Here is a 23,204-nt window from a genome sequence, read left to right on the forward strand (position 1 = left end):
CTCGGTACCGGACACCTCAGGCTAGACTGGCGGCACAGGCACCGACCCGGCCATCACCGGTGAGCCTCCGGAAGAACAGCCCCGCTCCCCGGTGGGGCTCAGTAGAACCGGACGGGTAGGCCCGTCACAGCCCGGAACGAAGTGGTCGCGTGCGCCGACTCGGCGTCCGTGGCAAACGAGGTGGTACCGCGGGTCGCACCCGTTCGGGTGCGGATCGTCCTCGGCAGGATCGAGCCGAAGGACCGCGCAGATGACCACCGAGCGCAACGAGTTGCACTTCCCGCGCCACACCCAGGCCGCCGGTGTGCAGCCTTCCCCCAGCCTGCCTGCCGTCGAAGAGCAGGTACTGGCGTACTGGAAGGACGACGGCACCTTCGCCGCGTCCATCGAGAACCGGCCGGCCGGGCAGGACGGGGAGAACGAGTTCGTCTTCTACGACGGGCCCCCGTTCGCGAACGGCCTGCCGCACTACGGGCACTTGCTCACCGGGTACGTCAAGGACGTCGTCCCCCGGTTCCAGACCATGCTCGGCAAGCGGGTGGAGCGCCGGTTCGGGTGGGACACCCATGGACTGCCCGCCGAGCTGGAGGCCGAGCGGATCCTCGGCATCACCGACAAGACCCAGATCGAGGAGATGGGGCTCGAGGCGTTCAACAAAGAGTGCCGGGAGTCGGTGCTGCGCTACACGAAGGAGTGGGAGGAGTACGTCACCCGGCAGGCCCGGTGGGTGGACTTCGAGAACGACTACAAGACGCTCGACCTTTCCTACATGGAGTCGGTGATCTGGGCGTTCAAGGAGCTCTACGACAAGGGCCTGGCCTACGAGGGCTACCGGGTGCTGCCGTACTGCTGGCGGGACGAGACCCCGCTGTCCAACCACGAGCTGCGGATGGACGACGACACCTACCGGATGCGCCAGGACCCGGCCATCACGGTCGGGTTCCGGCTCGAGGTGACGGGCCCTGCGGTTCCGGGCGAGACGGTCGAGGCACTCACCGGCGCGCACCTGCTCATCTGGACCACCACGCCCTGGACGGTGCCGGCCAACCTGGCGACCGCCGTCCACCCCGAGGTGAGCTACGCCGTCGTGGCCGACGGCGATGGGCACCGGTTCGTGCTCGCCGAGGCACGGCTGGGCGCCTATGCGCGGGAGCTGGGCGAGGAGCCGCAGGTGCTGGCCACCCTCCCCGGCGCCCAGCTCGCCGGGAGCCGGTATGCCCCGCCCTTCGCATACTTCGCCGGCCGGGAGAACGCCCACCAGGTGCTGCTGGCCGACTACGTCACCACCGACGACGGCACCGGCATCGTGCACATCGCTCCCGCCTACGGTGAGGAGGACAAGGTCGTCACCGACGCCGCCGGGATCGAGCCGGCCACCCCGGTGGACTCCGCCGGCAAGTTCGATACAGAAGTGCCCGACTACGCCGGAGTCAACGTCTTCGACGCCAACCCGCAGATCATCAAGGACCTGAAGGCCGGCAGCGGCGGGGCGCAAGGACAGGGTGCGGTGCTGCTGCGCCACGAGACCTACGACCACTCCTACCCGCACTGCTGGCGGTGCAAGAACCCGCTCATCTACCGGGCGGTCTCCTCCTGGTTCGTGAAGGTGACCGAGTTCCGGGACCGGATGGTCGAGCTGAACGATGAGATCACCTGGGTGCCCGAGCACATCAAGGATGGCCAGTTCGGCAAGTGGCTCGCAGGCGCGCGGGACTGGTCCATCTCCAGGAACCGGTACTGGGGCACCCCCATCCCGGTGTGGGTGAGCGACGATCCGGATTACCCGCGGATCGACGTGTACGGCTCGCTGGCCGACCTCGAGGCCGACTTCGGGGTGCAGGTGACGGACCTGCACCGCCCGTTCATCGACGAGCTCACCCGCGCCAACCCGGATGATCCCACCGGGAAGTCGACCATGCGCCGCATCCCGGACGTTTTCGACGTGTGGTTCGACTCCGGGTCGATGCCGTTCGCACAGGTGCACTACCCGTTCCAGAACGCCGACTGGTTCGAGAACCACTACCCGGGTGACTTCATCGTGGAGTACATCGGGCAGACCCGCGGCTGGTTCTACACGCTGCACGTGCTCGCCACCGCGCTGTTCGACCGACCGGCGTTCCGCACCTGCGTCTCGCACGGCATCATCCTCGGCGACGACGGACGCAAGGCGAGCAAGTCGCTGCGCAACTTCCCGGACCCGATGGAGATGTTTCACCAGCACGGATCGGACGCAGTGCGCCTGTCCCTGATGGGCTCGCCGGTGCTGCGCGGCGGCAACCTGGTGGTGGCCGAGGAATCGATCCGCGACCAGGTCCGCCAGCTGCTGCTGCCGGTGTGGAACACCTGGTACTTCTTCGGGTTGTACGCCAACACCTGCAATGACGGCGCAGGGATCGACGTGCGTGCGCCCCGGCCTGAGGAGGTTCCGGATCTGGACGACATGGACCGGTACGTGCTGGCGCGCACCCGGTCGTTGGTCGAGGCGGTCCGGGCTGATCTGGAGACCTACGAGATCGCGGGTGCGGTCGGCCGGCTCCGGGAACACCTGGACATGCTCACCAACTGGTACGTCCGTACCTCACGGCAGCGCTTCTGGGACGAGGACGAGGGTGCGTACCAGACCCTGTACACCGTCCTCGAGGTGCTGCTGCGGGTGATGGCACCACTGGCGCCGATGATCACCGAGGAGGTGTGGCGAGGCCTCACCGGTGGCCGCAGCGTGCACCTGACCGACTGGCCGGTGCCGGGGGCCCCGGCCGAGGATGACCCGACGGCGGCTGCCCTGCTGGCCGATGACGAGCTGGTGACGGCGATGGACGCCGTCCGGGACGTCGTCTCCGTGACGCACGGGTTGCGCAAGGCGAACCAGCTGCGGGTCCGCCAGCCGCTGCGCAGCGTCCGGGTGGCCGTGGCCGACCCGGACCGGCTCGCCCCGTTCACCGAGCTGGTGGCCGAGGAGGTCAACGTCAAGGACGTGGCCGTGCTCGACCTCGCCGACGGCGCCGCCGCTGAGTACGGGGTGTACACCAAACTCACCGTGAACGCCCGTGCCGCCGGGCCACGGCTCGGCAAGGACGTGCAGCGTGCGATCGCCGGTGCCCGAAGCGGTGCCTGGGAGCAGGACGGCGACCAGGTGAGCGTGGACGGCATCGCCCTCGAGGAGGGTGAGTTCACGCTCACCACCGAGATCGAGGACCGGTTCGGGGACACCATCGCCGCGGGTGTGCTGCCCGGCGGCGGGTTCGTGGTGCTCGACCTGGAGCTGGACGACGAGCTCATCGGCGACGGGTACGCCCGGGACGTGGTGCGGCAGGTGCAGGATGCGCGTAAGAACGCCGGTCTGCACGTCTCCGACCGGATCACCCTCGCCCTCGGGGTACCCGGGCAGTGGGCGCAGGCGGTCGTGGACCGGAAGGAGTTCATCGCTGCTGAGACGCTGGCGGTGGACGTGCACGTGGACGCGGCACCGGTGATGGGTGAGGACGACCGGGTGGTCGGGATCGATCTGAGCAAGGAGGACTCACCGTGAGCGACGAGCAGGGCAGGTCCTTACCGGACACCTCGGGGATCCGCACCGGCGGGGCGGCCGACGGCGAGCCGGACCAGAGCGCGACCGCTCCGGCAGGCGGGACCGAGGCGGAGGAGCAGGCCAAGGCCATCTACGCCGAGATCCTCTCCCGGGCGCCGGAGCACAAGATTTCGCCGACGATCGACCGGGTGGCGGCGTTGGTGGACCTGCTCGGCAACCCGCAGCACTCCTACCGGGCGATCCACCTGACCGGCACCAACGGGAAGACGTCCACGGCGAGGATGGTGGAGCGGCTGCTCCGTGAGATGGGGCTGCGTACCGGCCGGTTCACCTCGCCGCACCTGCACAACGTGCGGGAGCGGATCGCGATCGACGGTGAGCCGATCTCTGCGACCGCATTCGTGGAGGTCTGGCACGACATCGAGCCCTACGTGCAGATCGTGGACGCGCAGCTGGAGGAGAAGGGGCACCCGCGGCTGAACTTCTTCGAGGTGCTGGCTGCGTTCGCCTTCGCCGCTTTCGCCGATGCCCCGGTCGATGTGGCCGTGGTGGAGGTCGGACTCGGCGGGGAGTGGGACTCCACGAACGTGATCGACGGCGACGTCGCCGTGCTGACACCCATCGCCCGCGACCACGAGAAGTGGCTTGGTCACTCGCTCGAGGAGATCGCGACGGTCAAGTCGGGCATCATCAAACAGCTCGACCCGCCGGCCGTGGTGGTGACCGCCGAGCAGGACGACGAGGTGGCTGCCGTGATCGCACGGCGGGCCGTGGAACGCGGGGCCCGGCTGGTCGCCCAGGGGTACGACATCGAAGTAGCAGAACGCACCATGGCCGTCGGCGGGCAACTCGTGAACCTGCGGGGCACCGGTGGGTTGTACACCGACATCTTCCTGCCGCTGCACGGTCCGCACCAGGCGCAGAACGCGCTGATCGCCCTGACGGCAGTGGAGCAGTTCCTCGGGGGCGGGGCCCTCGGGGCGGAGGTCGTCGAGGCCGCATTCGGCGATGCCACCTCGCCCGGACGGATGGAACTGGTGCGGTCCAGCCCTGCCGTCCTGGTGGACGCCGCACACAACCCGGCCGGAGCCGGTGTGCTCGTGCAGGCGCTGGACGAGGCGTTCGCGTTCACCCGTCTGGTGGGTGTGGTGGGCGTGATGGAGGAGAAGGACGCCGAGGGGATCCTCTCGGTGCTCGAGCCGGTGCTGGACGAGGTGGTGATCACCCAGTCCACCTCCATGCGATCGATGGATGCCGATGACCTTGCCGAGATCGCTCGGGACGTCTTCGACCCCGACCAGGTGCACGTGCAGGCGAGCCTGCCGAACGCGATCTCGGTCGCTGCCGACCTGGCAGAGCAGGGGGAGCGGGACCAGATCGCCTCCGGCACAGGGGTGCTCGTGACAGGGTCGGTGATCCTCGCGGCCGAGGCACGAGCCGTGTTCGGCAAGGACAAGCCACCGCGGAGGCCTGGGCGTTCCTCGACGTCCTGATTCGTTGTCCCCAGCGACACACCCGATGTCCGCCCATCCACACCCCTTCCTGCTGGTGTTGCCGGCGTTCCGCCTCGTGCACTGGAGTAGCGGGCAGAGAGGGAGCACACTGGAAGGGTGATCGGGGTGGACCTGGGCACATGGGTGTCGATCGGTAGCCTGCTGGCTGTAGCGGTGGGTCTGTTCGCCGCGCTCAACTCCAGTAACAAGCGGCTGCGGTCAGAGGTGAAGGGCGACATCGCTCGGTTGGATCAGAACCTGACCGTCACACGGTCAGAGTTGAAGGGCGACATTGCGGAGTTGCGCACAGAGCTCAAGGGCGACATTGCGGAGTTGCGCACAGAGCTCAAGGGCGACATTGCGGAGTTGCGCACAGAGCTCAAGGGCGACATTGCGGAGCTGCGCACAGAGCTCAAGGGCGATCTTTCCCGACTTGATGAGCGTGTCTACGCGTTGGCGGCGGGCCTGCGGCCGCAACTTGTCCCTGAAGGAGGACCGGAGCGGGAACACCGGTCCGGCTGAGACCCGGGTGCCGGTGGGCATAGGGTGAACGTGTGAAGGTCCTCGTCACCGGCGGAGCCGGGTACCTCGGGTCCGTGACGGCGACCGCCTTGGAGCAGGCCGGGCACCTTCCGGTGATCCTCGACTCGTTGCTGACTGGGCCACGTAGCTTCACCCGCGGCCGGGTCTTCTACGAGGGGGATGTGGCCGACCGCGCGTTGCTGCGGCGCATCCTGGCTGAGCATCCCGACATCGGCGTCACCGTGCACATGGCGGCCCGGGCGAGTGTGCCCGACTCGGTGGCCGACCCGGTGGCCTACTACCGCGACAACGTGGCCAAGTCCGTGGAACTGTTCGACTGTCTCACCGCGGCCGGCCACCCCCGGGTGCTGTTCTCCTCGTCGGCTGCCGTGTACGCGGCGGCACCGACGTTCGAGGTCAGTGAGACCTCACCGGTTGCTCCCGGTTCGCCCTATGCGCGGACCAAGCTGATGGTCGAGCAGATCCTGCAGGATCTCGCGGCTGCCACCGACCTGCGTGGGGTGATCCTGCGCTACTTCAACCCGGTGGGCTCGGACCCGGATCTGCGCAGCGGTATCCATGCGGCCGAGCCCACGCACGTGCTCGGTCAGCTGATCCGCACGGCACGGGGGGAACAGGACCACTTCACCCTCACCGGTACCGACCTGCCCACCCGGGACGGCACCGGTCTGCGGGACTACGTACACGCCTGGGATCTCGCCCGCGCTCATGTACGGGCGGTGGAGCGATTCGATCAGGTGCTCACCGCCGTCGGGGAGAACACCGTGGTCCTCAACATCGGCACCGGCACCGGCGTGACCGTGCGGGAGCTGCACGCCGCCGTCGAGCGGGTGGCCGGGGCGGTCGTCCCACTGCGGGAGGCACCGGCACGGCCGGGGGACGCCGTCGGCGCCTATGCACGCGTCGACCGTGCCCATGAGCTGCTCGGCTGGCAGGCCGAGCTCACCCTCGACGAGGCGATCGCGTCGTCCCTGGCGTGGGCCGAGCGCCGGACCGACCTGCTTCGTGCCCGTCCCCGCGACGACGGATGATCCGGTTCCGTACGGAGACCGCCCTCGACGCGGCTCCGGCCGCCGCCTTCGACGCGTCGCTCGACATCGGTGCCCACCTGGCCTCGATGGCTGCGAGCGAGGAGACTGCTGTGGCCGGGGTGACGTCGGGCAACATCGGCCTGGGCGAGACGGTCACCTGGCGCGCGCGGCACTTCGGCCTGTGGTGGACGATGACCAGCACGATCACCCAGCTGGATCGTCCGGTCTCCTTCACCGATGAACAGGTCCGTGGCCCGTTCGCCCAGTTCCGGCACGTGCACCGGTTCGAACCACGGCCCGACGGCGGAACGACGATGACTGACGACGTCACCTTCATCGCCCCGTTCGGGGCACTGGGTCGGGTGGCCGAGCGAGCCGTCCTCGGGCGGTACGTGCGCAGGCTGATCGAGTCGCGCAACGAGTGGTTGCGGCGGTACCTGGATCAGTGAACAGGCGTGGACGGTCCAGATCGGCGTAGCACACCGGCGACGAAGGCGATCTGCCCGACGTGCTGCAGGTCCTCGGCGAGCACGCTCACCAGGCGCACCCCGAGCGTGACCGGCGGGTCCCACGTGTCGTCGACCACCTGGTCGAGGTCGGCCTCGTCGAGCTGGCTCAGGTAGCCCTGGGTGGCCGCATGCACGGCATCGTGATAGCCGAGCAGGTCGGCCGCCGGCACATCACGCACCTGCGCCACCTGCTCGCTGGTGTGCCCGTACCCGTGCTCGGCCGGGTCGAACGGCAGCCCGAAGCGCTCGGCCCAGCCGCCGGCGAGCCATTGCTGCTGTACCCCCGCCACCGCGGCCACGTGGTCGTCCTGCACCCGGGTGAGGTGCCAGGCGAGCCAGGCGATCGTGTTCGCGTCGGGATCCAGCCGGCCGATCAGGTGCTCCGGGGCGAGGCCGGGCGAACCGCCGAGGACACCATGCAGCTCCTCGGCGACCCGGCCGAAACCGTCGATCAGGATCGAACTGACGCTGCTCATCCGTGGCCCCGGGTCAGGCCAGACCGGTCTCGGCGAGCCAGTCGGTCGCGATGGTTGCCGGGTCCAGCTCTTCTTCCTGGCTCCGGACGTTCAACGCGATCAGTTCCTCGGTCGTCAGAGCCGCACTCACCGGGTCCAGTGCCGCGGCCAGGTCCTCGGCGAGCTCTGCGTCCACGAGCGGGATGACGTTCTGCGCGAGGATCATGTTCTCCGGGTCCTCGAGCGTGACGAACTCCCCGGAGGCCAGGTCCGGGTCGGCGGTGTAGATGTCACCCATGGTGATGGTGCCATCGCGGATGGCGTCCTTGGTGAGCGGGCCGCCGCTGTCACCGATCGTGACGAAGGAGACCTCCACCCCGTAGAACTCTGCGAGCCCGTCCGGCCCGTACGGGCGGGACTCGAGCTCGATGTTGCCGCCGATCGTGATGTCCCCGTCGTAGTCGGCGAGATCGGCCAGGGAGGTGATCTGGTTCGACTCGGAGAACTCCGCGGTCACGTTGTAGGAGTCGGCATCCTGAGCCTCGGCGTACTCGAGAACCGTGAGTCCGTCCGGGAGCGCATCGGGCAGCGCGGCAGCCACGTCCTCGGGGCTGCGCGCCTCGGTCTCGGCGTCGTAGAACTGCAGCAGGTTCCCCGAGTACTCGGGGAGCACGTCCACCTCGTCGCCCTCCATCGCGGCGAGATAACTGTCCCGCTGGCCGATCTGGAACTGCCGATCCACCTCGAAGCCCTCACTCTCCAGCACCTGGGCATAGATCTCGGCGATGATCTCGTTGGAGTAGTACGCCTGGGAACCGACCACCACCGTGGACGGGTCGACCGGGGCTTCATCGCCGGTGTCGAGCGGGTCGGAGGACCCACCACACGCCGCGATCAGGGTCAGCGCGGATGCGGCGGCGAGGCCGCCGAGCATTCGGCGCGGGAACTGGAGGGTGGGCGTTGTCATGACGTTCCTTCCTGAGGGTGCGTTCTGGCAACAACGGGTGTGCTGGTCACATTCCGGGGGCGTCGACGCGCGCTGCGTCCCGCCAGCCACTCGGCCAGCGAGAAGAGCGCATCGAGAACGAGCGCGAGGGCCACGATCACCAGGGCTCCACCGAGCATCTCCTCGTAGCTGTTCAGATTGATGCCGCGCAGGATGTAGGTGCCGAGCCCGCCGAGACCCACATACGCAGCCAATACGGCGGTGGACACGATCTGCAGAGTGGCGCTGCGCAGACCGCCGATCAGCAGCGCCAGCCCGATCGGGGCCTCCACACGCAGCAGGATCTGCCACTCGGTCATCCCCATGGCACGGGCGGCGTCCACGACGTCATCATCGACCGACTCGATCCCGGCGTAGGCGCCGGCCAGGACGGAGGGCACGCCGAGCACCACGAAAACGACGGTCGCGGCCACCGGAGCCTGCCCGATCCCGACGATGAGGGTGAGCAGGGTGAGCAGACCGAGCGAGGGGAGCGCTCGCGCCGCACCCGAGAACGCCACTGCCACCTGCTTGCCGCGCCCGGTGTGCCCGATGGCGTAGCCGATGGGGATGGCGATCGCGGCCGCGATGGCCACGGCGATCGCGGAGTACAGGATGTGTTCGCCCAACCGGGAAGCGATCGCGTTCGCGCCCTCGTGCTGCTCGGGAGCCAGCAACCAGGCGATGGCCTCGAGGAAGAGGGTCATCGGGCCACCTCCGCCCCGGTGCGGCCCTGGCTGCGGGGTTTGCGGGACCAGGGCATCAGCCGGCGGCCGAGGAGGACGAGCAGCCCGTCCAGCACGAGCGCCGTCACCACCGTCATGACGATCCCGGTGAGGATCTCCACAGGAATGTTGCGCTGCAGCCCGTCAGTGAACAGGAACCCGAGTGACCGGATGCCCACCAGCACGCCGACCGTGACCAGGCTCACGGTGCTCACCGCGACCACACGCAGCCCGGCCAGCAGTACCGGGCCGGCGAGCGGAAGATCAACCGCCCAGAACCGGCGCCACCCGTCGTAGCCCATCGCGACAGCGGCCTGGCGCACCTGGATGTCCACCGAGGCGAAGGCGTCCGAGGCGAACCGGGTCATCAGCGCGACGGCATAGATCGTCAGCGCAACGATCAGGTTCGCCCGGCTCAGGAACCCGATGCCCAGCAGCGGCGGGAGCAACACGAACAGCGCCAGCGACGGGATCGTGTAGAGCAGTCCCACCAAGGAGAGCATCGGGCCGCGCAGCCACTTCTGCCGCCAGGCGATCTGCCCCAACGGGATCGCGATCACGAAGCCTGCGACGATCGGGAGCAGGCTGAGCCAGAGGTGCTCGAGCGTGAGTTCGAGGATGAGATCGAGGCTGCCGGAGAGCCACGTCATGAGGGCGTCGCGTCCTCGGAGAGCACACCCGCCGGCCGGCCGTTGCCGTCGACCACCACGCAAGCGCCCTCGCGCTGCTCCAGGCGGAGCGCGCGCCGGCCGCGATCGGCTCCGATGAAGTCCGCCACGAACTCGCTCGCCGGGGCCGCGAGGATGTCGGTGGGGCTGCCCTGCTGGGCGATCACCCCGCCACGCTCCAGGATGACCACCTGGTCGCCGAGCAGGAACGCCTCCTCGATGTCGTGCGTCACGAAGACCACGGTCTTGCCGAGAGCGCCCTGCAGTCGGAACAGCTCGTTCTGCAGGTCTGCCCGCACGATCGGGTCCACCGCGCCGAACGGCTCGTCCATCAGCAAGATGTTCGGGTCCACGGCCAGTCCCCGGGCCACTCCCACCCGCTGTTGCTGGCCGCCGGAGAGCTGGCTCGGGTAGCGCTCGGCGAGGTCCCGGTCCAGGCCCACCGTGTCCATCAAGGACAGGCCCAGCTCTGCCGCCTCCGACCGTGACATCCCGTTCAGCCGCGGCACCGTCACGATGTTCTCCAGCACCCGTCGGTGTGGCAGCAGTCCGGCGCTCTGCATCACGTACCCGATGCGCCGCCGCAGCGCCACCGGGTTCAGGTCAGCGACATTCTCGGCATCGATGCTGACCGTTCCGGAGGTGGGCTCCACCATCCGGTTGATCATCCGGAGCAGGGTCGTCTTCCCGGAGCCGGAGGAACCCACCAGCACGGTGACCTGGTGGGAGGGGATCACCAGATCCACACCACTGACGGCGAGTGTGCCGTCCTCGAACTGCTTGGTGACCTGCTCGAACTCGATCACGAGGTCGTCCTGTTCGTCGGTGGGCTGGTGTTCTGGCTCACAGGCATGGACTCGAGCGTAGTCTGGGCCGGTGACATCGGCTCGAAGTTGACCACCTTTTCCAACCGTGGGGAGTTTCGCGATGAGCACTTGGGACGTGCTGGTGATTGGTGCCGGAGCTGTCGGTGAGAACGTCGCCGGACAGGTCGTGGCCGGTGGCCTGAGTGCGGTGATCGTCGAGTCCGAGCTCGTCGGTGGGGAGTGCTCCTACTGGGCGTGCATGCCGTCCAAGGCACTACTCCGCTCCGGCGCCGTGCGCCGAGCTGCCGCCCACGTACGAGGTTCCGGGGTACACCAGGCGGAGGCACCGCCAGTGGTGGATCGGTCTGAGGTGCTCGCGCGGCGGAACACGTTCACCAGCGGCTGGGACGATGCCGGTCAGGTGACATGGCTGGAGAACACCGGCATCGACCTCGTGCGCGGACGTGGCCGGCTCACCGGCGAGCGTACGGTCGAGGTGACCACCACCGACGGCACCGTCCAGCTGGAGGCGCGGCACGCCGTCGTGATCTGCACCGGCAGCGATGCTGCGGTGCCGGCCGCGCTCGCCCCGGCCGCTCCATGGACCTCCCGCGAGGCCACCAGCGCCGAGGAGATCCCCGAACGCCTTGCCATTGTCGGCGGAGGAGTGGTCGGCGTAGAGATGGCGACGGCGTACCGGGACCTGGGTGCCGCCGTCACCCTCCTGGTACGGGGCCGGGTGCTCCCCGGTGCCGAGCCGTTCGCCGGTGACCTCGTGGCCGGGACGTTGCGCGAGACGGGCGTGGACGTGCGCACCGGGGTGAGTGTCACAGAAGCGGTGCGGGACGCCGTCACCGGGACGGTACGCCTGAGCTGTGACGACGGTCAGGTGGTGGTCGCGGACGAGGTGCTGGCCGCCACGGGGCGCCGCCCCCGCACCGACGACATAGGTCTGTCCGTCGTCGGTCGCAGCGATGGCGAGTGGCTGGACGTCGACGACACGATGCGGGTGTCCGGGTCCGGCTGGCTGTACGCCGTCGGTGACGTGAACCACCGGGCCTTGCTCACCCACCAGGGCAAATACCAGGCGCGCGCCGCTGGGGACGCGATCGTCGCCCGGGCGCACGGGCAGGGGGTGGCCGATCACGCCTGGGGCGCCCACGCCGCCACCGCCGACCATGAAGCTGTTCCGCAGGTCGCGTTCAGCGACCCGGAGGTGGCGAGCGTGGGCCTGACCGCTGCCGCGGCTGAGGACGCCGGATACCCCGTGCGGGTGGTGGACTACGAGCTCGGCTCGGTCGCCGGTGCGGCACTGCATGCGGACGGGTACACCGGCACGGCGCGGATGGTGGTGGACACGGAGCGGCAGGTGATCCTCGGGGTGACGTTCGCCGGCCCGGACGTGGCCGAACTGCTGCACGCAGCCACGATCGCCGTGGTGGGGCAGGTGCCGATCGATCGGCTCTGGCACGCGGTGCCGTCCTATCCGACGATCAGCGAGGTGTGGCTGCGGCTGCTGGAGACCTACGGGCGGCCCTGACCGGAGGCTGCTCCCGCGTCCGGCCAGCATGAGGTCGCCGCACGGGCCAAGATGGGAGGTGGGCTAGGCAACGGTGGTGGTCAAGGTCCAGAGTTGTCCTGCAGACCCCACTCATGTCCGTCCACGACGGGTCGCCGCTCACGGCGCACAAGCGAAGGAGCACCGGAATGAAGAAGCTGATCAACGATCCGCAGGCAGTCGTCGCCGAGACGGTCGACGGCTTCGCCGCCGCCCACGCCGATCTGGTGGTCTCCAGCGGCGATCCGGAGACACTGTTCGTCTCCCGTGCCGGCGGTGCCGTCGCCGGGAAGGTAGGCCTGGTCAGCGGCGGCGGGAGCGGGCACGAGCCGCTGCACGCCGGTTTCGTCGGCCGCGGCATGCTGGATGCCGCCGTGCCCGGAGCGGTGTTCACCTCGCCCACGCCGGACCCCATCATGGCTGCCACGAAGGCCGCCGACGGCGGTGCGGGTGTGCTGCACATCGTGAAGAACTACACCGGGGACGTGCTCAACTTCGAGACGGCCGCCGAACTCGCCGAGCTCGAGGACATCACCGTCAAGACGGTCGTCGTCAACGATGACGTGGCCGTGCAGGACTCCCTGTTCACCGCCGGCCGTCGCGGGGTCGCGGGCACGGTCCTGGTGGAGAAGATCGCCGGCGCCGCCGCCGAGCGCGGGGACGATCTGGACTCCGTGGCGGCGATCGCGACCAGGGTCAACGAGAACGTCCGCTCGATGGGAGTGGCCCTCACCGCGTGCACCGTGCCGCACGCCGGGAAGCCGTCTTTCGACCTGGACGACGACGAGATCGAGATCGGCATCGGGATCCACGGCGAACCCGGGCGCGAGCGCATCCCGTCCGCGTCCGCCGACGAGATCACCGAACAGCTCCTGACGGCGGTCGCCGGCGACCTGCAGGTGGCGTCCGGTGACCGTGTGGTCCTGCTGGTGAACGGTATGGGCGGCACGCCGGCTTCCGAGCTGTACATCGTCTACCGGAAGGCGCGTGCGCTGCTCGAGGAGCGTGGTGCTGAGGTGACTCGCTCCCTGGTGGGCAACTACGTGACCTCGCTGGAGATGCAGGGGGCCTCGATCACGGTGCTGCGCCTGGACGAGGAGCTGCTCGCCCTGTACGACGCCCCGGTGCACACCCCGGCGCTCACCTGGGGGGCGTGACGTGTCGGACCTGCTTAATGTGGCATGGGCGCGCGCCTGGGTGCAGGCGAGTGCCGCCGTCGTGGGTAAGAACCGGATGGCGCTGATCGACCTGGATCGGGCGATCGGCGACGGCGACCACGGGGAGAACCTGGACCGCGGGTTCACGGCCGTGCTCGCCAAGCTCGAAGCCGCCGAGACCGCCACCATCGGCGACGTCTTCGCGCTGGTGGCGAAGACGTTGATGTCCACGGTGGGTGGCGCCGCCGGGCCGCTGTACGGCACCGCCTACCTGCGCGCAGCGAAGGCGGCACCGGCCGAGACGGTGGATGCGGCCGGAGTGGCCGACATCCTGGAGGCCGCCGTCGGTGGCATCGTCGCGCGGGGCAAGGCCGAGCTCGAGGACGCGACCATGGTGGATGCCTGGTCGCCGGCCGCCGAGGCCGCACGCGAGGTGGCAACTTCCGGCGGAAGCGCACGAGCGGCGCTCGCAGCAGCGGCCACCGCGGCGCGGACCGGCGCCGCGGCCACGGAGCCGCTGATCGCTCGCAAGGGTCGGGCCAGCTACCTGGGCGCACGATCGCAAGGTCACCGAGATCCGGGGGCGGAGTCCAGCGCGTTGCTGCTCCAGGCAGCTGTCGAGGCGGCGGAGGCGTCCCATGGCTGAACCCACCACGGCGCTGCTGCTCGTCTCCCACTCCGCTGCGCTCGCGGCGGGAACGGCCGAGGTTGCTGCGCAGATGGCCCCGGACGTCGCGATCCGGGCGGCCGGTGGCACCGACGACGGCCGGATCGGTACCAGCTACGACCTGGTGGAGCAGGCAGTGACCGGGCTGCTCGACGAGGGTGGCGGTGCCGTGGTGCTGCTCACCGACCTCGGATCGGCTGCACTGACCGCCGAGTCCGTGCTGGAGATGGCCGACGACGACCGCCTCCTGCTCGCCGACGCCCCGTTCGTCGAGGGAGCGGTCGCCGCCGCCGTGGCTGCGCAGGGTGGTGCGACAGGGCTGGCCGTTCGTGCGGCCGCGGAAGAGGCCGCGACCTCGTTCGGCCCGGTCGATCGTGAGGATGAGCCGCCGCCTCTGGAGACTGCTGCCCCATCGCAGCCGGCGGCCGAGGCCCTCACCCGCACGCTCGTGCTGCGCAACCGGCTCGGCCTCCACGCTCGCCCAGCAGCGATGCTCGCTCGCAAGGTGGGGGAGTTCGACGCGGATGTCCAGCTCAACGGCATCGATGCTGCCAGCATCCTGGCCATCATGGGGCTCGGACTCACTGCTGGGGCCGAGCTTCAGGTGGAGGCGACCGGCCCACAGGCGGCCGAGGCGCTGGATGCCATCGAGGCGGACGTCGAGGCGGGCTTCGGCGAGGAGTAACCCGACCACTCCTGCACGCGGGTGGCCTCAGTGTCGCGATCACGCGAGATCGCGACACTGAGGCCACCCGCGTCGGTGCGTGACGCAGATCACCGCTGGTGGGACGCGATGCGCTGGATCAAAGATTGCACGCCGTGCAAAAATGCATGTCATGCAGAATGAGTTCGGGCTCCGGGAACGGAAGAAGATCGCGCGACGCGACGCGCTCATCGACGCCACCCACGAGCTGATCCGCGAGCACGGGCTCGACAACGTGACCGTCGAGGCTATCTGTGAGCGCGTGGGCGTCTCCGTGCGCACGTTCTTCAACTACTTCGAGTCCAAGCTGCACGCCGCCCTCGGGGCCACGCCGTTCAGCCTGGACGCGGAGTTCTGCGCCACGTACACCGCGGGCGGACCCTCCGGTGACTTCGCGGCCGATACTCGCGACCTGCTCGACCAGGTCCTGGAACGGCCGATGCCCTCCAAGGAGCGCATCATGGCCGTGATCGAGATCATCAAGGCCGAACCCACGCTGGTGACCCGGCACATGGCGATCTTCGAGTCGGCCGTGAAGGAGATCGAGGCGCTGATCCGGCAGCGCCTCGATGCACCGGACGGCGACTTCCGCCCGGAGATGTACGCGATGACCGTCTTCCACCTGGCCCGCTGGGCGACCTCTCTCTGGCACGACGCCGGGGGAGTCGGGCATCCGCGCGATCACATCGGCGGCGCCTACAGCGACCTGCGCGCCCTGATCACCTGACGATCTCCACCCACGGCGACCGACCGCCGTCGGGCCCTCCGCTCTGCGGCGCCGCACCCGGCGCTCCCGCCCCGAACGCAAGGAACTCACGCATGGCAACCACCACCGCCCCACCGGCGGACCAGCCGACGATCGTGCTGACCAAGCGCACCGTCTGGCTGATCTTCGCTGCCCTGATGGCCGGGATGTTCATGGCATCACTGGACCAGTCCATCTTGGGCACCGCGATGCCCACCATCGTGGGCGAGCTCAGCGGAGTGGAGCACCAGGGCTGGCTCATCACCGCGTACATCCTCGCCGTGGCCATCGCCATGCCCCTGTACGGCAAGTTCGGCGACATCTGGGGACGGCGGTGGCCGTTCCTGATCGCCATCGGCTTGTTCACCATCGCCTCGGTCGGTGCCGGGTTCTCCGGCAGCTTCGGCGCCCTGGTGTTCTGGCGTGGCGTGCAGGGTCTGGGCGGTGGTGGCCTGATGATCCTCTCGCAGGCGATCATCGCCGACATCGTCCCTGCCCGGGAGCGCGGCAAGTACATGGGCCCGATGGGTGCACTGTTCGGCATCTCCGCCGTGCTCGGCCCGCTGCTCGGCGGCCTGTTCACCGATCATGCCGACTGGCGGTGGTGCTTCTGGCTGAACGTGCCGATCGGATTGATCGCCATGGTCATCGCCTGGCGCACGCTGCGCCTGCCCAGCCACCGCCCCACGAAGCGGGTGGACGTTCTCGGCATCATCCTGCTCAGTCTCGGCACCTCCGGCATCGTGCTGGCCACGAGCTGGGAGTCCTGGTCCGGCAGTGCCGGCTATGACTGGTCCGACCCCGGGCTGCTCGCCCTGGTGATCGGAACCCTCGCGACCATCGGGGCCTTCATCCTGGTGGAGCGCCGTGCACAGGACCCGCTCCTGCCGCTGCACCTGTTCAAGATCCGCACCTTCTCCATCGCCTCCGCGGTCGGTCTGGTGATCGGGATGAGCATGTTCGCCGCACTGGGCTTCCTGCCCACCTTCCTGCAGATGTCCACCGGCACCGGTGTGACCCAGTCCGGACTGTTGATGCTGCCGATGATGGCCGGGCTGATGCTCACCTCGATCGCCTCCGGTTTCGCGATCGTGCGCATGGGGCGGTATCGCATCTTCCCGATCGTCGGGATGGCGATCGCGACTGCGGGACTGATCTGGCTGACCCGGCTCACCGGAGACATCTCCCTGTGGCTGTACTCGGCGATGATCTTCGTGCTCGGCGCCGGACTCGGCCTGGTGATGCAGACGATCGTGCTCGCTGTGCAGAACTCCGTGGACCCCCGGGAGATCGGTACCGCCACGAGTGCGAACAACTTCATCCGGGAGATCGGCGCGGCCGTGGGAACCGCGCTGTTCAGCACGATCTTCACCTCGCGGTTGGTGGACAATCTCACCGACGGGTTCGCCGACGCCGGTGTGCCGCCGGGCGCGGGCGGCGACCTCGGGGTGGACTCACTCACCCCGCAGGCCGTGAACGAGATGCCGGGGCCGATCAAGCAGATCGTGGTGGACTCCTACGCCGATGCGCTGGCCCCGAGCTTCTGGTACCTGGTGCCGCTGCTTGCGGCCGGTTTCCTGCTCACGCTCCTGCTCAAGGAGGTCACGCTGTCCGACACAGCGGGAATGGTGGCTCGTGGTGAGGCCGTGGCGGACCCGGCAGCCTCCGACGGCGGCCCCTCGCAGCAGGAGGGTGCCCTCGCCCCGGTCGGGGCTCGCCTCTCCGAGGAAGACGCGGCCGCCGGCGGCGGCGAGCTGGACTCGGGCGGGCCTGGCGCGGACGGGCCGGACTTGAGCGGGCCGGACTCGGACGGGCCGGGCACTACCCTGGACCGGTGACTTCTTCATCCTCGGGCGCGGCAGCCCCGAAGCCGCCGCGCCCGGCCCGGCCGCTCTTCTGCACCAGTGTGCTCTGGCTCGAGGTGCTGCTCGTGCTGTTCATCGTGCTGGTCGGGTACGGCCTCCGGGTGGCGGAGCCCGCGTTGATCCTCGGCGTCGGTGCGGTGATGACGGTGCTGTGCTCCGTCGCAGCGCGGATGCAGCGCACGCGCACCGGACTGGTGCTCGGCTCGATCGCGCAGGTGTTGTTCCTGCTCGGTGGTCTGGTGATCCCCGCGATGTGGTTCATCGGCGGGATCTTCGCGGTGGTGTGGATCATCGCGGTCTGGCTGGGCTCCAGGATCGACCGGGAGCGCGCGGAACGTCGTCGCGAGGCAGCTGCGTAGTAGTCCCGGGTGGCTCGCGGGCCCGTTACGCTCGGAGCCATGAGTGAGAACATCGAGCGCACCCTGGTCCTGGTCAAGCCGGACGGCGTCCGTCGCGGACTGAGCGGAGAGATCCTGCGCCGCATCGAGGCCAAGGGCTACACCCTGGTGAACCTGCAGTTGAGGGCAGCCGACGATGCCCTGTTGGCCGCCCATTACGCCGAGCACGAGGGCAAGCCGTTCTATGCGCCGCTGGTGGACTTCATGAAGTCCGGCCCGGTGCTCGCGGCCGTCGTGGAGGGTCACCGGGTGATCGAGGGGTTCCGCACGCTGGCGGGGACCACCGACCCGACGGCGGCGCTGCCGGGGACCATCCGCGGTGACCTGGGCCGGGACTGGGGGCTGCAGGTGCAGCAGAACCTGGTGCACGGGTCCGATTCGCCGGAGAGCGCCGAGCGTGAGATCGGGCTCTGGTTCCCGCAGGCCTGATCGCACACGACCTGTGCAGTCAAACTCTTCCTCGGCTCACCGTTTGTTCTAACAAAGTTTGACAAGAACCGGTCATACGGTGGGACGATAGGCGCGGCGTGAGGGCGGTTCGACCCCGGACCGCACCCGCCGTCGTCGAGGCCGGGAGGAAGTATGAGCGCGCGTAGCGTCGAGCACGTCATCAAGGGGGAGCGTCGCAGCACCGACGGCCCCGCTATCGAGATCACCGATCCGGCCACCGGTGAGGTGATCGCCGTCGCGAGCACGGCCGATGCGGCCGTACTCGAGGAGACGGTGGCGGCGGCCACCCGGGCGTATGAATCCTGGTCGCAGATGTCGCTGTCGAAGCGGTCGGCCGTGCTGTTCTCCTTCCGGCACCTGGTGGCCACGCGTCGGGACGAGCTCGCCCGGCTCATCTCGGCCGAGCACGGCAAGACGTTCGACGACGCTCAGGGTGAGATCACCCGTGGCCTGGAGAACATCGACTACGCGTGCGGGATCGGACACCACCTGCAGGGCTCCTACGCCGACCAGGTCTCCACCGGGGTGGATGTCTACTCCTACCGCGAGGCGCTCGGCGTGGTCGCCGGTATCACGCCCTTCAACTTCCCGGTCATGGTGCCACTGTGGATGGCCCCGATCGCGATCGCGGCCGGGAACTCCTTCATCCTCAAGCCTTCCGAGCGCGACCCGTCCGCCTCGCTGCTGCTGGCCGACCTGTGGGCCGAGGCCGGCCTGCCGGCGGGCGTGTTCAGCGTGCTGCACGGCGGCGCGGACCTGGTGAACGCCATCCTGGACCACCCCGACATCGCCGCCGTCTCGTTCGTGGGGTCCACCCCGATCGCCAAGCACGTCTACCAGCGCGCCAGCGCCAACGGGAAGCGGGTCCAGGCTCTCGGTGGGGCGAAGAACCACGCCGTGATCATGCCCGACGCCGATATCACCGAGGCCGCCGATCATCTCGTGGCGGCCGGGTTCGGTTCCGCCGGCCAGCGGTGCATGGCGATCTCGGCAGTGGTCGCCGTGGGCACCCCCGAGGAGACGTCCCCGCTGGTCAAGGCGATCGCCGAGCGCGGTAGGGAGGTCGTGGTCGGCCCATCCACCGACCCACGCTCGGAGATGGGCCCGGTGATCACCCCCCAGGCCGCCGAGCGGATCCGCTCCATCGTCGCCACCGCTGAGAGCGAGGGGGCACAGATCGTGCTGGACGGGCGCGACCTCACCGTCCCCGGGTACGAGGGAGGCAACTTCGTCGGCCCCACCCTGGTGGACAACGTGCCCGTCACCTCGACCGCCTACACCGAAGAGATCTTCGGCCCGGTGCTGGTCGTGATCCACGCGGCCGATCTCGACGAAGCCCTCGAGATCGTCAATGCCAACCCGTACGGCAATGGCGCGGCCATCTTCACCAGTTCCGGCGGTGCCGCGCGGCGGTTCCAGCGCGGCGTGCAGGCCGGGATGGTCGGCGTCAACGTCCCGATCCCGGTGCCGGCCGGCTCGTTCTCCTTCGGGGGTCGCAAGGACTCCCTGTTCGGGGACACTCACATCTACGGTCGCGAGGGCCTGAACTTCTACACCCGCGCCAAGGCTGTCACCAGCAGATGGCCCAGCAGCGCAGCGCGCCCGGCCGCCAGCCTCGCCTTCCCCTCGGAGAACGACTCATGATCACTCTCGCGAACGCCCCCGTCTCCTACGGCGTGTTCGAGATGGACGCCGAGGAAGGCGTGGAGCTGCCCGGTGCCGACGAGCTCGCCTCGATGATCGCCGCCGCCGGATACCGCGGGATCGACTCCGGACCGATCGGCATGCTCGGCCGCGGCGAGGAGCTGCGGGATCGGCTGCGCCGGCACGGACTCGCCCTGGCCGGCGGCTTCGTGAACCTGCCGCTGTCCGACGCCGACGCGTTCGCCGCCACGTTGCCCGAGTACCGCGACGCGATGGCGTTCTTCGCCGAGGGCGCCGAGCTGCACCCGGACACCCCACCGCGGCCCACCCTTGCCGACGCCGGTTCAGACGCACGGCGGGCCAACCCCGGTGGGGGAGCGGGCCTGAGCCTGGACGCCCACGGGTGGGACACGCTGGCACGCAACGTGTCCTCCGCCGTCGAGATCGCTGCCGAGTACGGCCTGCGGCCCACCTTCCATCACCACGCGTGCACGCATGTGGAGACGCCCGACGAGATCGACGAGCTGCTCGCCCGTACCGAGATCGGCCTCACCTTCGACACCGGGCACCTCATCATCGGCGGTGGTGACCCGCTCGAGGGCCTGCGTCGGTGGTCGGGGCGGATCGACCACCTGCACATCAAGGACGTGCGCACCGCGGTGCTGGCCGACGTGGTGGCCCGCAAGGCCGGCATGCGCCAGGTGTGGACCGAGGGTGCCTTCGTCCCGCTCGGCACCGGTGACCTGGACGTGGCCGCCGTGATGGAGCAGATCCTCAGCAGTGGTTTCGAGGGCTGGCTCGTGGTGGAGCAGGACGTGATCCCCCAGGTCGGCGACGAGCCAGGCCAGCCACAAGCGCACCAGGTCCTCAACCGGGACGCCCTCACCCCGTGGTTCGGCACGGAGAGCGCAGCATGAGTCGGATCCGGATCGGTGTGCTCGGCCTCGGTGCCGTCACCCAGAGTGTGCATCTGCCGTTGCTGGCCCGGCGCTGGGACCTGTACGAGATCGCTGCCGTCGCGGACCTCTCGGCCGAGCGGACCGCCTCCGTGGCGGGTCGATACGGCGTGCCCGGGCGATTCACCTCCCGCGCCGAGCTGCTCACCGCGCACGCCGACGGATCCTGCCCGCTGGACGCGGTACTGGTGGCCACCACCGGCACCCACGGGGCGGACGTGGTGGCCCTCGCGGAGGCAGGGATCGCGGTGTTCTGCGAGAAGCCGCTCGCGCTCGCCGAGAGCGAGGTGGATGCGATCGAGGCGAGCGGAGCACGGGTCCAGCTCGGGTACATGAAGGAGTACGACCCGGCCACCGCAGGCGCAGCACGTGCGCTGGCCGGTCGCACGGTGCGAGCGGTCACCGTGGAGATCCTGCACCCCTCCAGCGGTGCCCAGCTCGAGTTCGCTCGTCTGCTTCCACCGGCCACCGACGTCGATCCCGCCGCTCTCGCCGAGGCGATCGCCCCCACCGGGGCAGCCCTGGATGCGGCGGTCGGCGCGGACCTGGACGCCCGCTGGCGCACGCTCTACGAAGGTGTGCTGATCGGCTCGATCGTGCACGACATCTCTCTGCTGCGTCACCTCGGCCACCCGATCGAGGCCGTGGAGTCCGCGACCACGTGGGGCGCCCAGGCGCCGGACCCTGGCTCGGTGGAGGTCATCGGCACGCTTTCCGGTGGCGCCCGGTTGCACCTGGGCTGGCACTACCTGCCCGAGCACCCGGACTACCGGGAGACCGTCACGTTCCACCACGACGGCGGCAGCGTCAGTCTGGTCTTCACTGTTCCCTATCTGCTGAACGCACCCACCGTTCTCACGGTCACCAGTCGTGGTGAGGACGGCGGGGAGGTCCGCAGTGAGCATCGTGCCCCGCAGCAGGAAGCGTTCGAGAACGAGCTGACGGCGTTCCACCTGTTCGTCACCGAGGGGGCGGCACCTGCCTCGGCTGCCCCGCAGGGCCGGGCCGATCTCGTGGTGGCTCAGCAGATCCTGGCCCGTCTCGGCCAGCGGCACGGTTTCACCCCGGGCGGGGAGACCGCCGCCCGCTGACCCCGCCCCTGCCCCTGCCGCACTCGTCGTGCGTCCAGTGCGGTCAGGGCAGGCGTCGTGCGAGATTCCCGACGGCGTCCCTGTCGTCGCCCTGATGCGTGTCGTCGCGTGGTGGTGAGCTCCGGACGTGCACGCTCGTGTCCGGCTCCCGGCCGGCCGTGTGTGCGGGTTCGGAACCAGCGGACTGGACGCGGGGCTCGACAGCGCCGCCAGAGAGCGCACTCGACGATCAGCGAGTGCGGCGAATCTCGCGAATATCTCACGACATGAGCGAAATCGGCCGCACTCGCGTGGGGTGGTGCGGTTGGCTCTGGCGGCACCGCTGTGACACGCAGGCGGCGGCCGCACCCGTGGGAGGATGTCCGGCGTGACTGAGCGACGCATCGCCTACCAGGGAGAACCCGGCGCCAACTCCGACATCGTGTGCCGGCAGCACTATCCGGACGCCCGCCCGGTGCCGTGCGCCTCGTTCGAGGACGTCTTCGCGGCCGTCGAGAACGGCGACGCCGAGCTGGCGATGATCCCGATCGACAATTCGCTGGCCGGGCGGGTGGCGGACATCCACCACTTCCTGCCCACCTCCGGGCTGCACATCGTGGCCGAGCACTTCCTGCGAATCCGGTTCATGCTGATGGGCCTGCCCGGCAGCACCATGGACTCCATCGCCACTGTGCACTCGCACGTGCACGCCCTCGGGCAGTGCCGCCGGATCATCCGCTCCCACGGGCTCGAGCCGATCATCTCCGGTGACACTGCCGGTGCAGCCCGGGAGGTCGCCGAGGCCGGGGATCCGACTCAGGCAGCGATCGCCCCGCCACTGGCCGCCGAGATCTACGGCCTGCAGGTACTCGCCTCCGACGTGGAGGACGAGGAGCACAACACCACCCGGTTCGTGGTGCTCTCCCCGGAGCCCGCCCACGTCGAGGCAGGCAACGGACCGACCGTGACGACGTTCGTGTTCCGGGTGCGCAACCTCCCCGCCGCGCTGTACAAGGCGCTGGGCGGGTTCGCCACGAACGGGGTGAACATGACGAAACTGGAGAGCTACATGGTCGGCGGCGAGTTCGTCGCCACCCAGTTCCTCGCCGAGGTGGACGGCCACCCGGACGACCTCCCGGTGCGGCGTGCGCTGGAGGAACTCGCCTTCTTCACCCGCGAGGTGACCATCCTCGGGGTGTACCCGGCGGACCCGTACCGCTTGGAGGTCGGTGGCCCCGCCTGAGCGT

22 protein-coding genes are annotated in these 23,204 nt (G+C 69.4%); 17 read left to right on the plus strand and 5 right to left on the minus strand.

Annotated elements, in window-relative coordinates; translation table 11 throughout:
• Positions 1 to 250: 250 nt before the first annotated feature.
• From ileS to BLU77_RS03985, 5 genes are all read left to right on the plus strand, one after another.
• On the plus strand, positions 251 to 3,529 hold the full coding sequence (gene ileS, locus BLU77_RS03965; RefSeq protein ID WP_089771789.1) for an isoleucine--tRNA ligase: 3,279 nt from the start codon (positions 251 to 253) through the stop codon (positions 3,527 to 3,529).
• The gene (locus BLU77_RS03970; RefSeq protein WP_245708656.1) at positions 3,526 to 5,022 is read left to right on the plus strand and encodes a bifunctional folylpolyglutamate synthase/dihydrofolate synthase; all 1,497 of its coding nucleotides are present in this window, start codon (positions 3,526 to 3,528) and stop codon (positions 5,020 to 5,022) included. Before ileS ends, BLU77_RS03970 begins: the two co-directional genes overlap by 4 nt.
• A gap of 117 nt (positions 5,023 to 5,139) precedes the next feature.
• Positions 5,140 to 5,544 carry an apolipoprotein A1/A4/E family protein gene (locus BLU77_RS22310; RefSeq protein ID WP_217632355.1) on the plus strand — a complete coding sequence of 135 codons (405 nt, stop codon included), beginning with the start codon at positions 5,140 to 5,142 and terminating at the stop codon, positions 5,542 to 5,544.
• Positions 5,545 to 5,576: 32 nt separating this feature from the next.
• Positions 5,577 to 6,596, plus strand: a complete 1,020-nt coding sequence (galE, locus tag BLU77_RS03980) for a UDP-glucose 4-epimerase GalE (protein ID WP_089771790.1) — start codon at positions 5,577 to 5,579, stop codon at positions 6,594 to 6,596.
• Entirely contained in the window at positions 6,593 to 7,045 is a 453-nt protein-coding gene (locus tag BLU77_RS03985; protein ID WP_089771791.1) for an SRPBCC family protein, read from the plus strand. The genes galE and BLU77_RS03985 overlap by 4 nt, the downstream gene beginning before the upstream one ends.
• Here the strand turns inward: BLU77_RS03985 and BLU77_RS03990 are convergent.
• From BLU77_RS03990 to BLU77_RS04010, 5 genes are read right to left on the minus strand one after another with little or no spacing between them, the layout of a single operon-like run.
• Positions 7,039 to 7,581, minus strand: coding sequence for a mycothiol transferase (locus BLU77_RS03990; RefSeq protein ID WP_089771792.1), 543 nt, complete (start codon positions 7,579 to 7,581; stop codon positions 7,039 to 7,041). The genes BLU77_RS03985 and BLU77_RS03990 overlap by 7 nt on opposite strands.
• A 13-nt stretch (positions 7,582 to 7,594) precedes the next feature.
• Positions 7,595 to 8,527 carry an ABC transporter substrate-binding protein gene (locus tag BLU77_RS03995; RefSeq protein WP_245708657.1) on the minus strand — a complete coding sequence of 311 codons (933 nt, stop codon included), beginning with the start codon at positions 8,525 to 8,527 and terminating at the stop codon, positions 7,595 to 7,597.
• Positions 8,524 to 9,252: an ABC transporter permease gene (locus BLU77_RS04000; RefSeq protein ID WP_089771793.1), complete on the minus strand. Its 729-nt coding sequence runs from the start codon at positions 9,250 to 9,252 to the stop codon at positions 8,524 to 8,526. The genes BLU77_RS03995 and BLU77_RS04000 overlap by 4 nt, the downstream gene beginning before the upstream one ends.
• Positions 9,249 to 9,920: an ABC transporter permease gene (locus BLU77_RS04005; RefSeq protein ID WP_089771794.1), complete on the minus strand. Its 672-nt coding sequence runs from the start codon at positions 9,918 to 9,920 to the stop codon at positions 9,249 to 9,251. Before BLU77_RS04005 ends, BLU77_RS04000 begins: the two co-directional genes overlap by 4 nt.
• Positions 9,917 to 10,744 carry an ABC transporter ATP-binding protein gene (locus tag BLU77_RS04010; RefSeq protein ID WP_089771795.1) on the minus strand — a complete coding sequence of 276 codons (828 nt, stop codon included), beginning with the start codon at positions 10,742 to 10,744 and terminating at the stop codon, positions 9,917 to 9,919. Before BLU77_RS04010 ends, BLU77_RS04005 begins: the two co-directional genes overlap by 4 nt.
• Before the next feature lie 121 nt (positions 10,745 to 10,865).
• Between BLU77_RS04010 and BLU77_RS04015 the strand changes: the two genes are divergently transcribed.
• The 12 genes from BLU77_RS04015 to BLU77_RS04070 all read left to right on the plus strand — a co-directional run bounded on the left by BLU77_RS04015 (position 10,866) and on the right by BLU77_RS04070 (position 23,200).
• On the plus strand, positions 10,866 to 12,284 hold the full coding sequence (locus BLU77_RS04015; protein WP_089771796.1) for a dihydrolipoyl dehydrogenase family protein: 1,419 nt from the start codon (positions 10,866 to 10,868) through the stop codon (positions 12,282 to 12,284).
• Between the two features lie 167 nt (positions 12,285 to 12,451).
• Positions 12,452 to 13,459, plus strand: a complete 1,008-nt coding sequence (dhaK, locus tag BLU77_RS04020; protein ID WP_089771797.1) for a dihydroxyacetone kinase subunit DhaK — start codon at positions 12,452 to 12,454, stop codon at positions 13,457 to 13,459.
• Between the two features lie 10 nt (positions 13,460 to 13,469).
• On the plus strand, positions 13,470 to 14,105 hold the full coding sequence (gene dhaL, locus BLU77_RS04025) for a dihydroxyacetone kinase subunit DhaL (protein WP_089772960.1): 636 nt from the start codon (positions 13,470 to 13,472) through the stop codon (positions 14,103 to 14,105).
• Positions 14,098 to 14,811: a dihydroxyacetone kinase phosphoryl donor subunit DhaM gene (gene dhaM / locus BLU77_RS04030; protein WP_089771798.1), complete on the plus strand. Its 714-nt coding sequence runs from the start codon at positions 14,098 to 14,100 to the stop codon at positions 14,809 to 14,811. Before dhaL ends, dhaM begins: the two co-directional genes overlap by 8 nt.
• Before the next feature lie 151 nt (positions 14,812 to 14,962).
• The gene (locus tag BLU77_RS04035) at positions 14,963 to 15,556 is read left to right on the plus strand and encodes a TetR/AcrR family transcriptional regulator (protein ID WP_175476932.1); all 594 of its coding nucleotides are present in this window, start codon (positions 14,963 to 14,965) and stop codon (positions 15,554 to 15,556) included.
• 92 nt (positions 15,557 to 15,648) lie between these two features.
• A complete protein-coding gene (locus BLU77_RS04040; protein ID WP_089771800.1) occupies positions 15,649 to 17,412 on the plus strand; it encodes an MDR family MFS transporter in 1,764 nt (587 codons plus the stop codon).
• Positions 17,409 to 17,798, plus strand: coding sequence for a DUF4233 domain-containing protein (locus BLU77_RS04045; RefSeq protein WP_089771801.1), 390 nt, complete (start codon positions 17,409 to 17,411; stop codon positions 17,796 to 17,798). The genes BLU77_RS04040 and BLU77_RS04045 overlap by 4 nt, the downstream gene beginning before the upstream one ends.
• Positions 17,799 to 17,837: 39 nt before the next feature.
• The gene (ndk, locus tag BLU77_RS04050) at positions 17,838 to 18,266 is read left to right on the plus strand and encodes a nucleoside-diphosphate kinase (RefSeq protein ID WP_089771802.1); all 429 of its coding nucleotides are present in this window, start codon (positions 17,838 to 17,840) and stop codon (positions 18,264 to 18,266) included.
• A gap of 153 nt (positions 18,267 to 18,419) precedes the next feature.
• Positions 18,420 to 19,931: a CoA-acylating methylmalonate-semialdehyde dehydrogenase gene (locus tag BLU77_RS04055; protein ID WP_089771803.1), complete on the plus strand. Its 1,512-nt coding sequence runs from the start codon at positions 18,420 to 18,422 to the stop codon at positions 19,929 to 19,931.
• Complete coding sequence (locus BLU77_RS04060) at positions 19,928 to 20,848, plus strand: sugar phosphate isomerase/epimerase family protein (RefSeq protein WP_175476933.1); 921 nt, start codon at positions 19,928 to 19,930, stop codon at positions 20,846 to 20,848. The genes BLU77_RS04055 and BLU77_RS04060 overlap by 4 nt, the downstream gene beginning before the upstream one ends.
• Positions 20,845 to 21,978, plus strand: coding sequence for a Gfo/Idh/MocA family protein (locus BLU77_RS04065; RefSeq protein ID WP_089771805.1), 1,134 nt, complete (start codon positions 20,845 to 20,847; stop codon positions 21,976 to 21,978). Before BLU77_RS04060 ends, BLU77_RS04065 begins: the two co-directional genes overlap by 4 nt.
• Positions 21,979 to 22,336: 358 nt before the next feature.
• Positions 22,337 to 23,200: a prephenate dehydratase gene (locus tag BLU77_RS04070; RefSeq protein ID WP_217632356.1), complete on the plus strand. Its 864-nt coding sequence runs from the start codon at positions 22,337 to 22,339 to the stop codon at positions 23,198 to 23,200.
• Positions 23,201 to 23,204 lie beyond the last annotated feature (4 nt).

Source organism: Ruania alba (assembly GCF_900105765.1).
GTDB lineage: Bacteria > Actinomycetota > Actinomycetes > Actinomycetales > Beutenbergiaceae > Ruania > Ruania alba.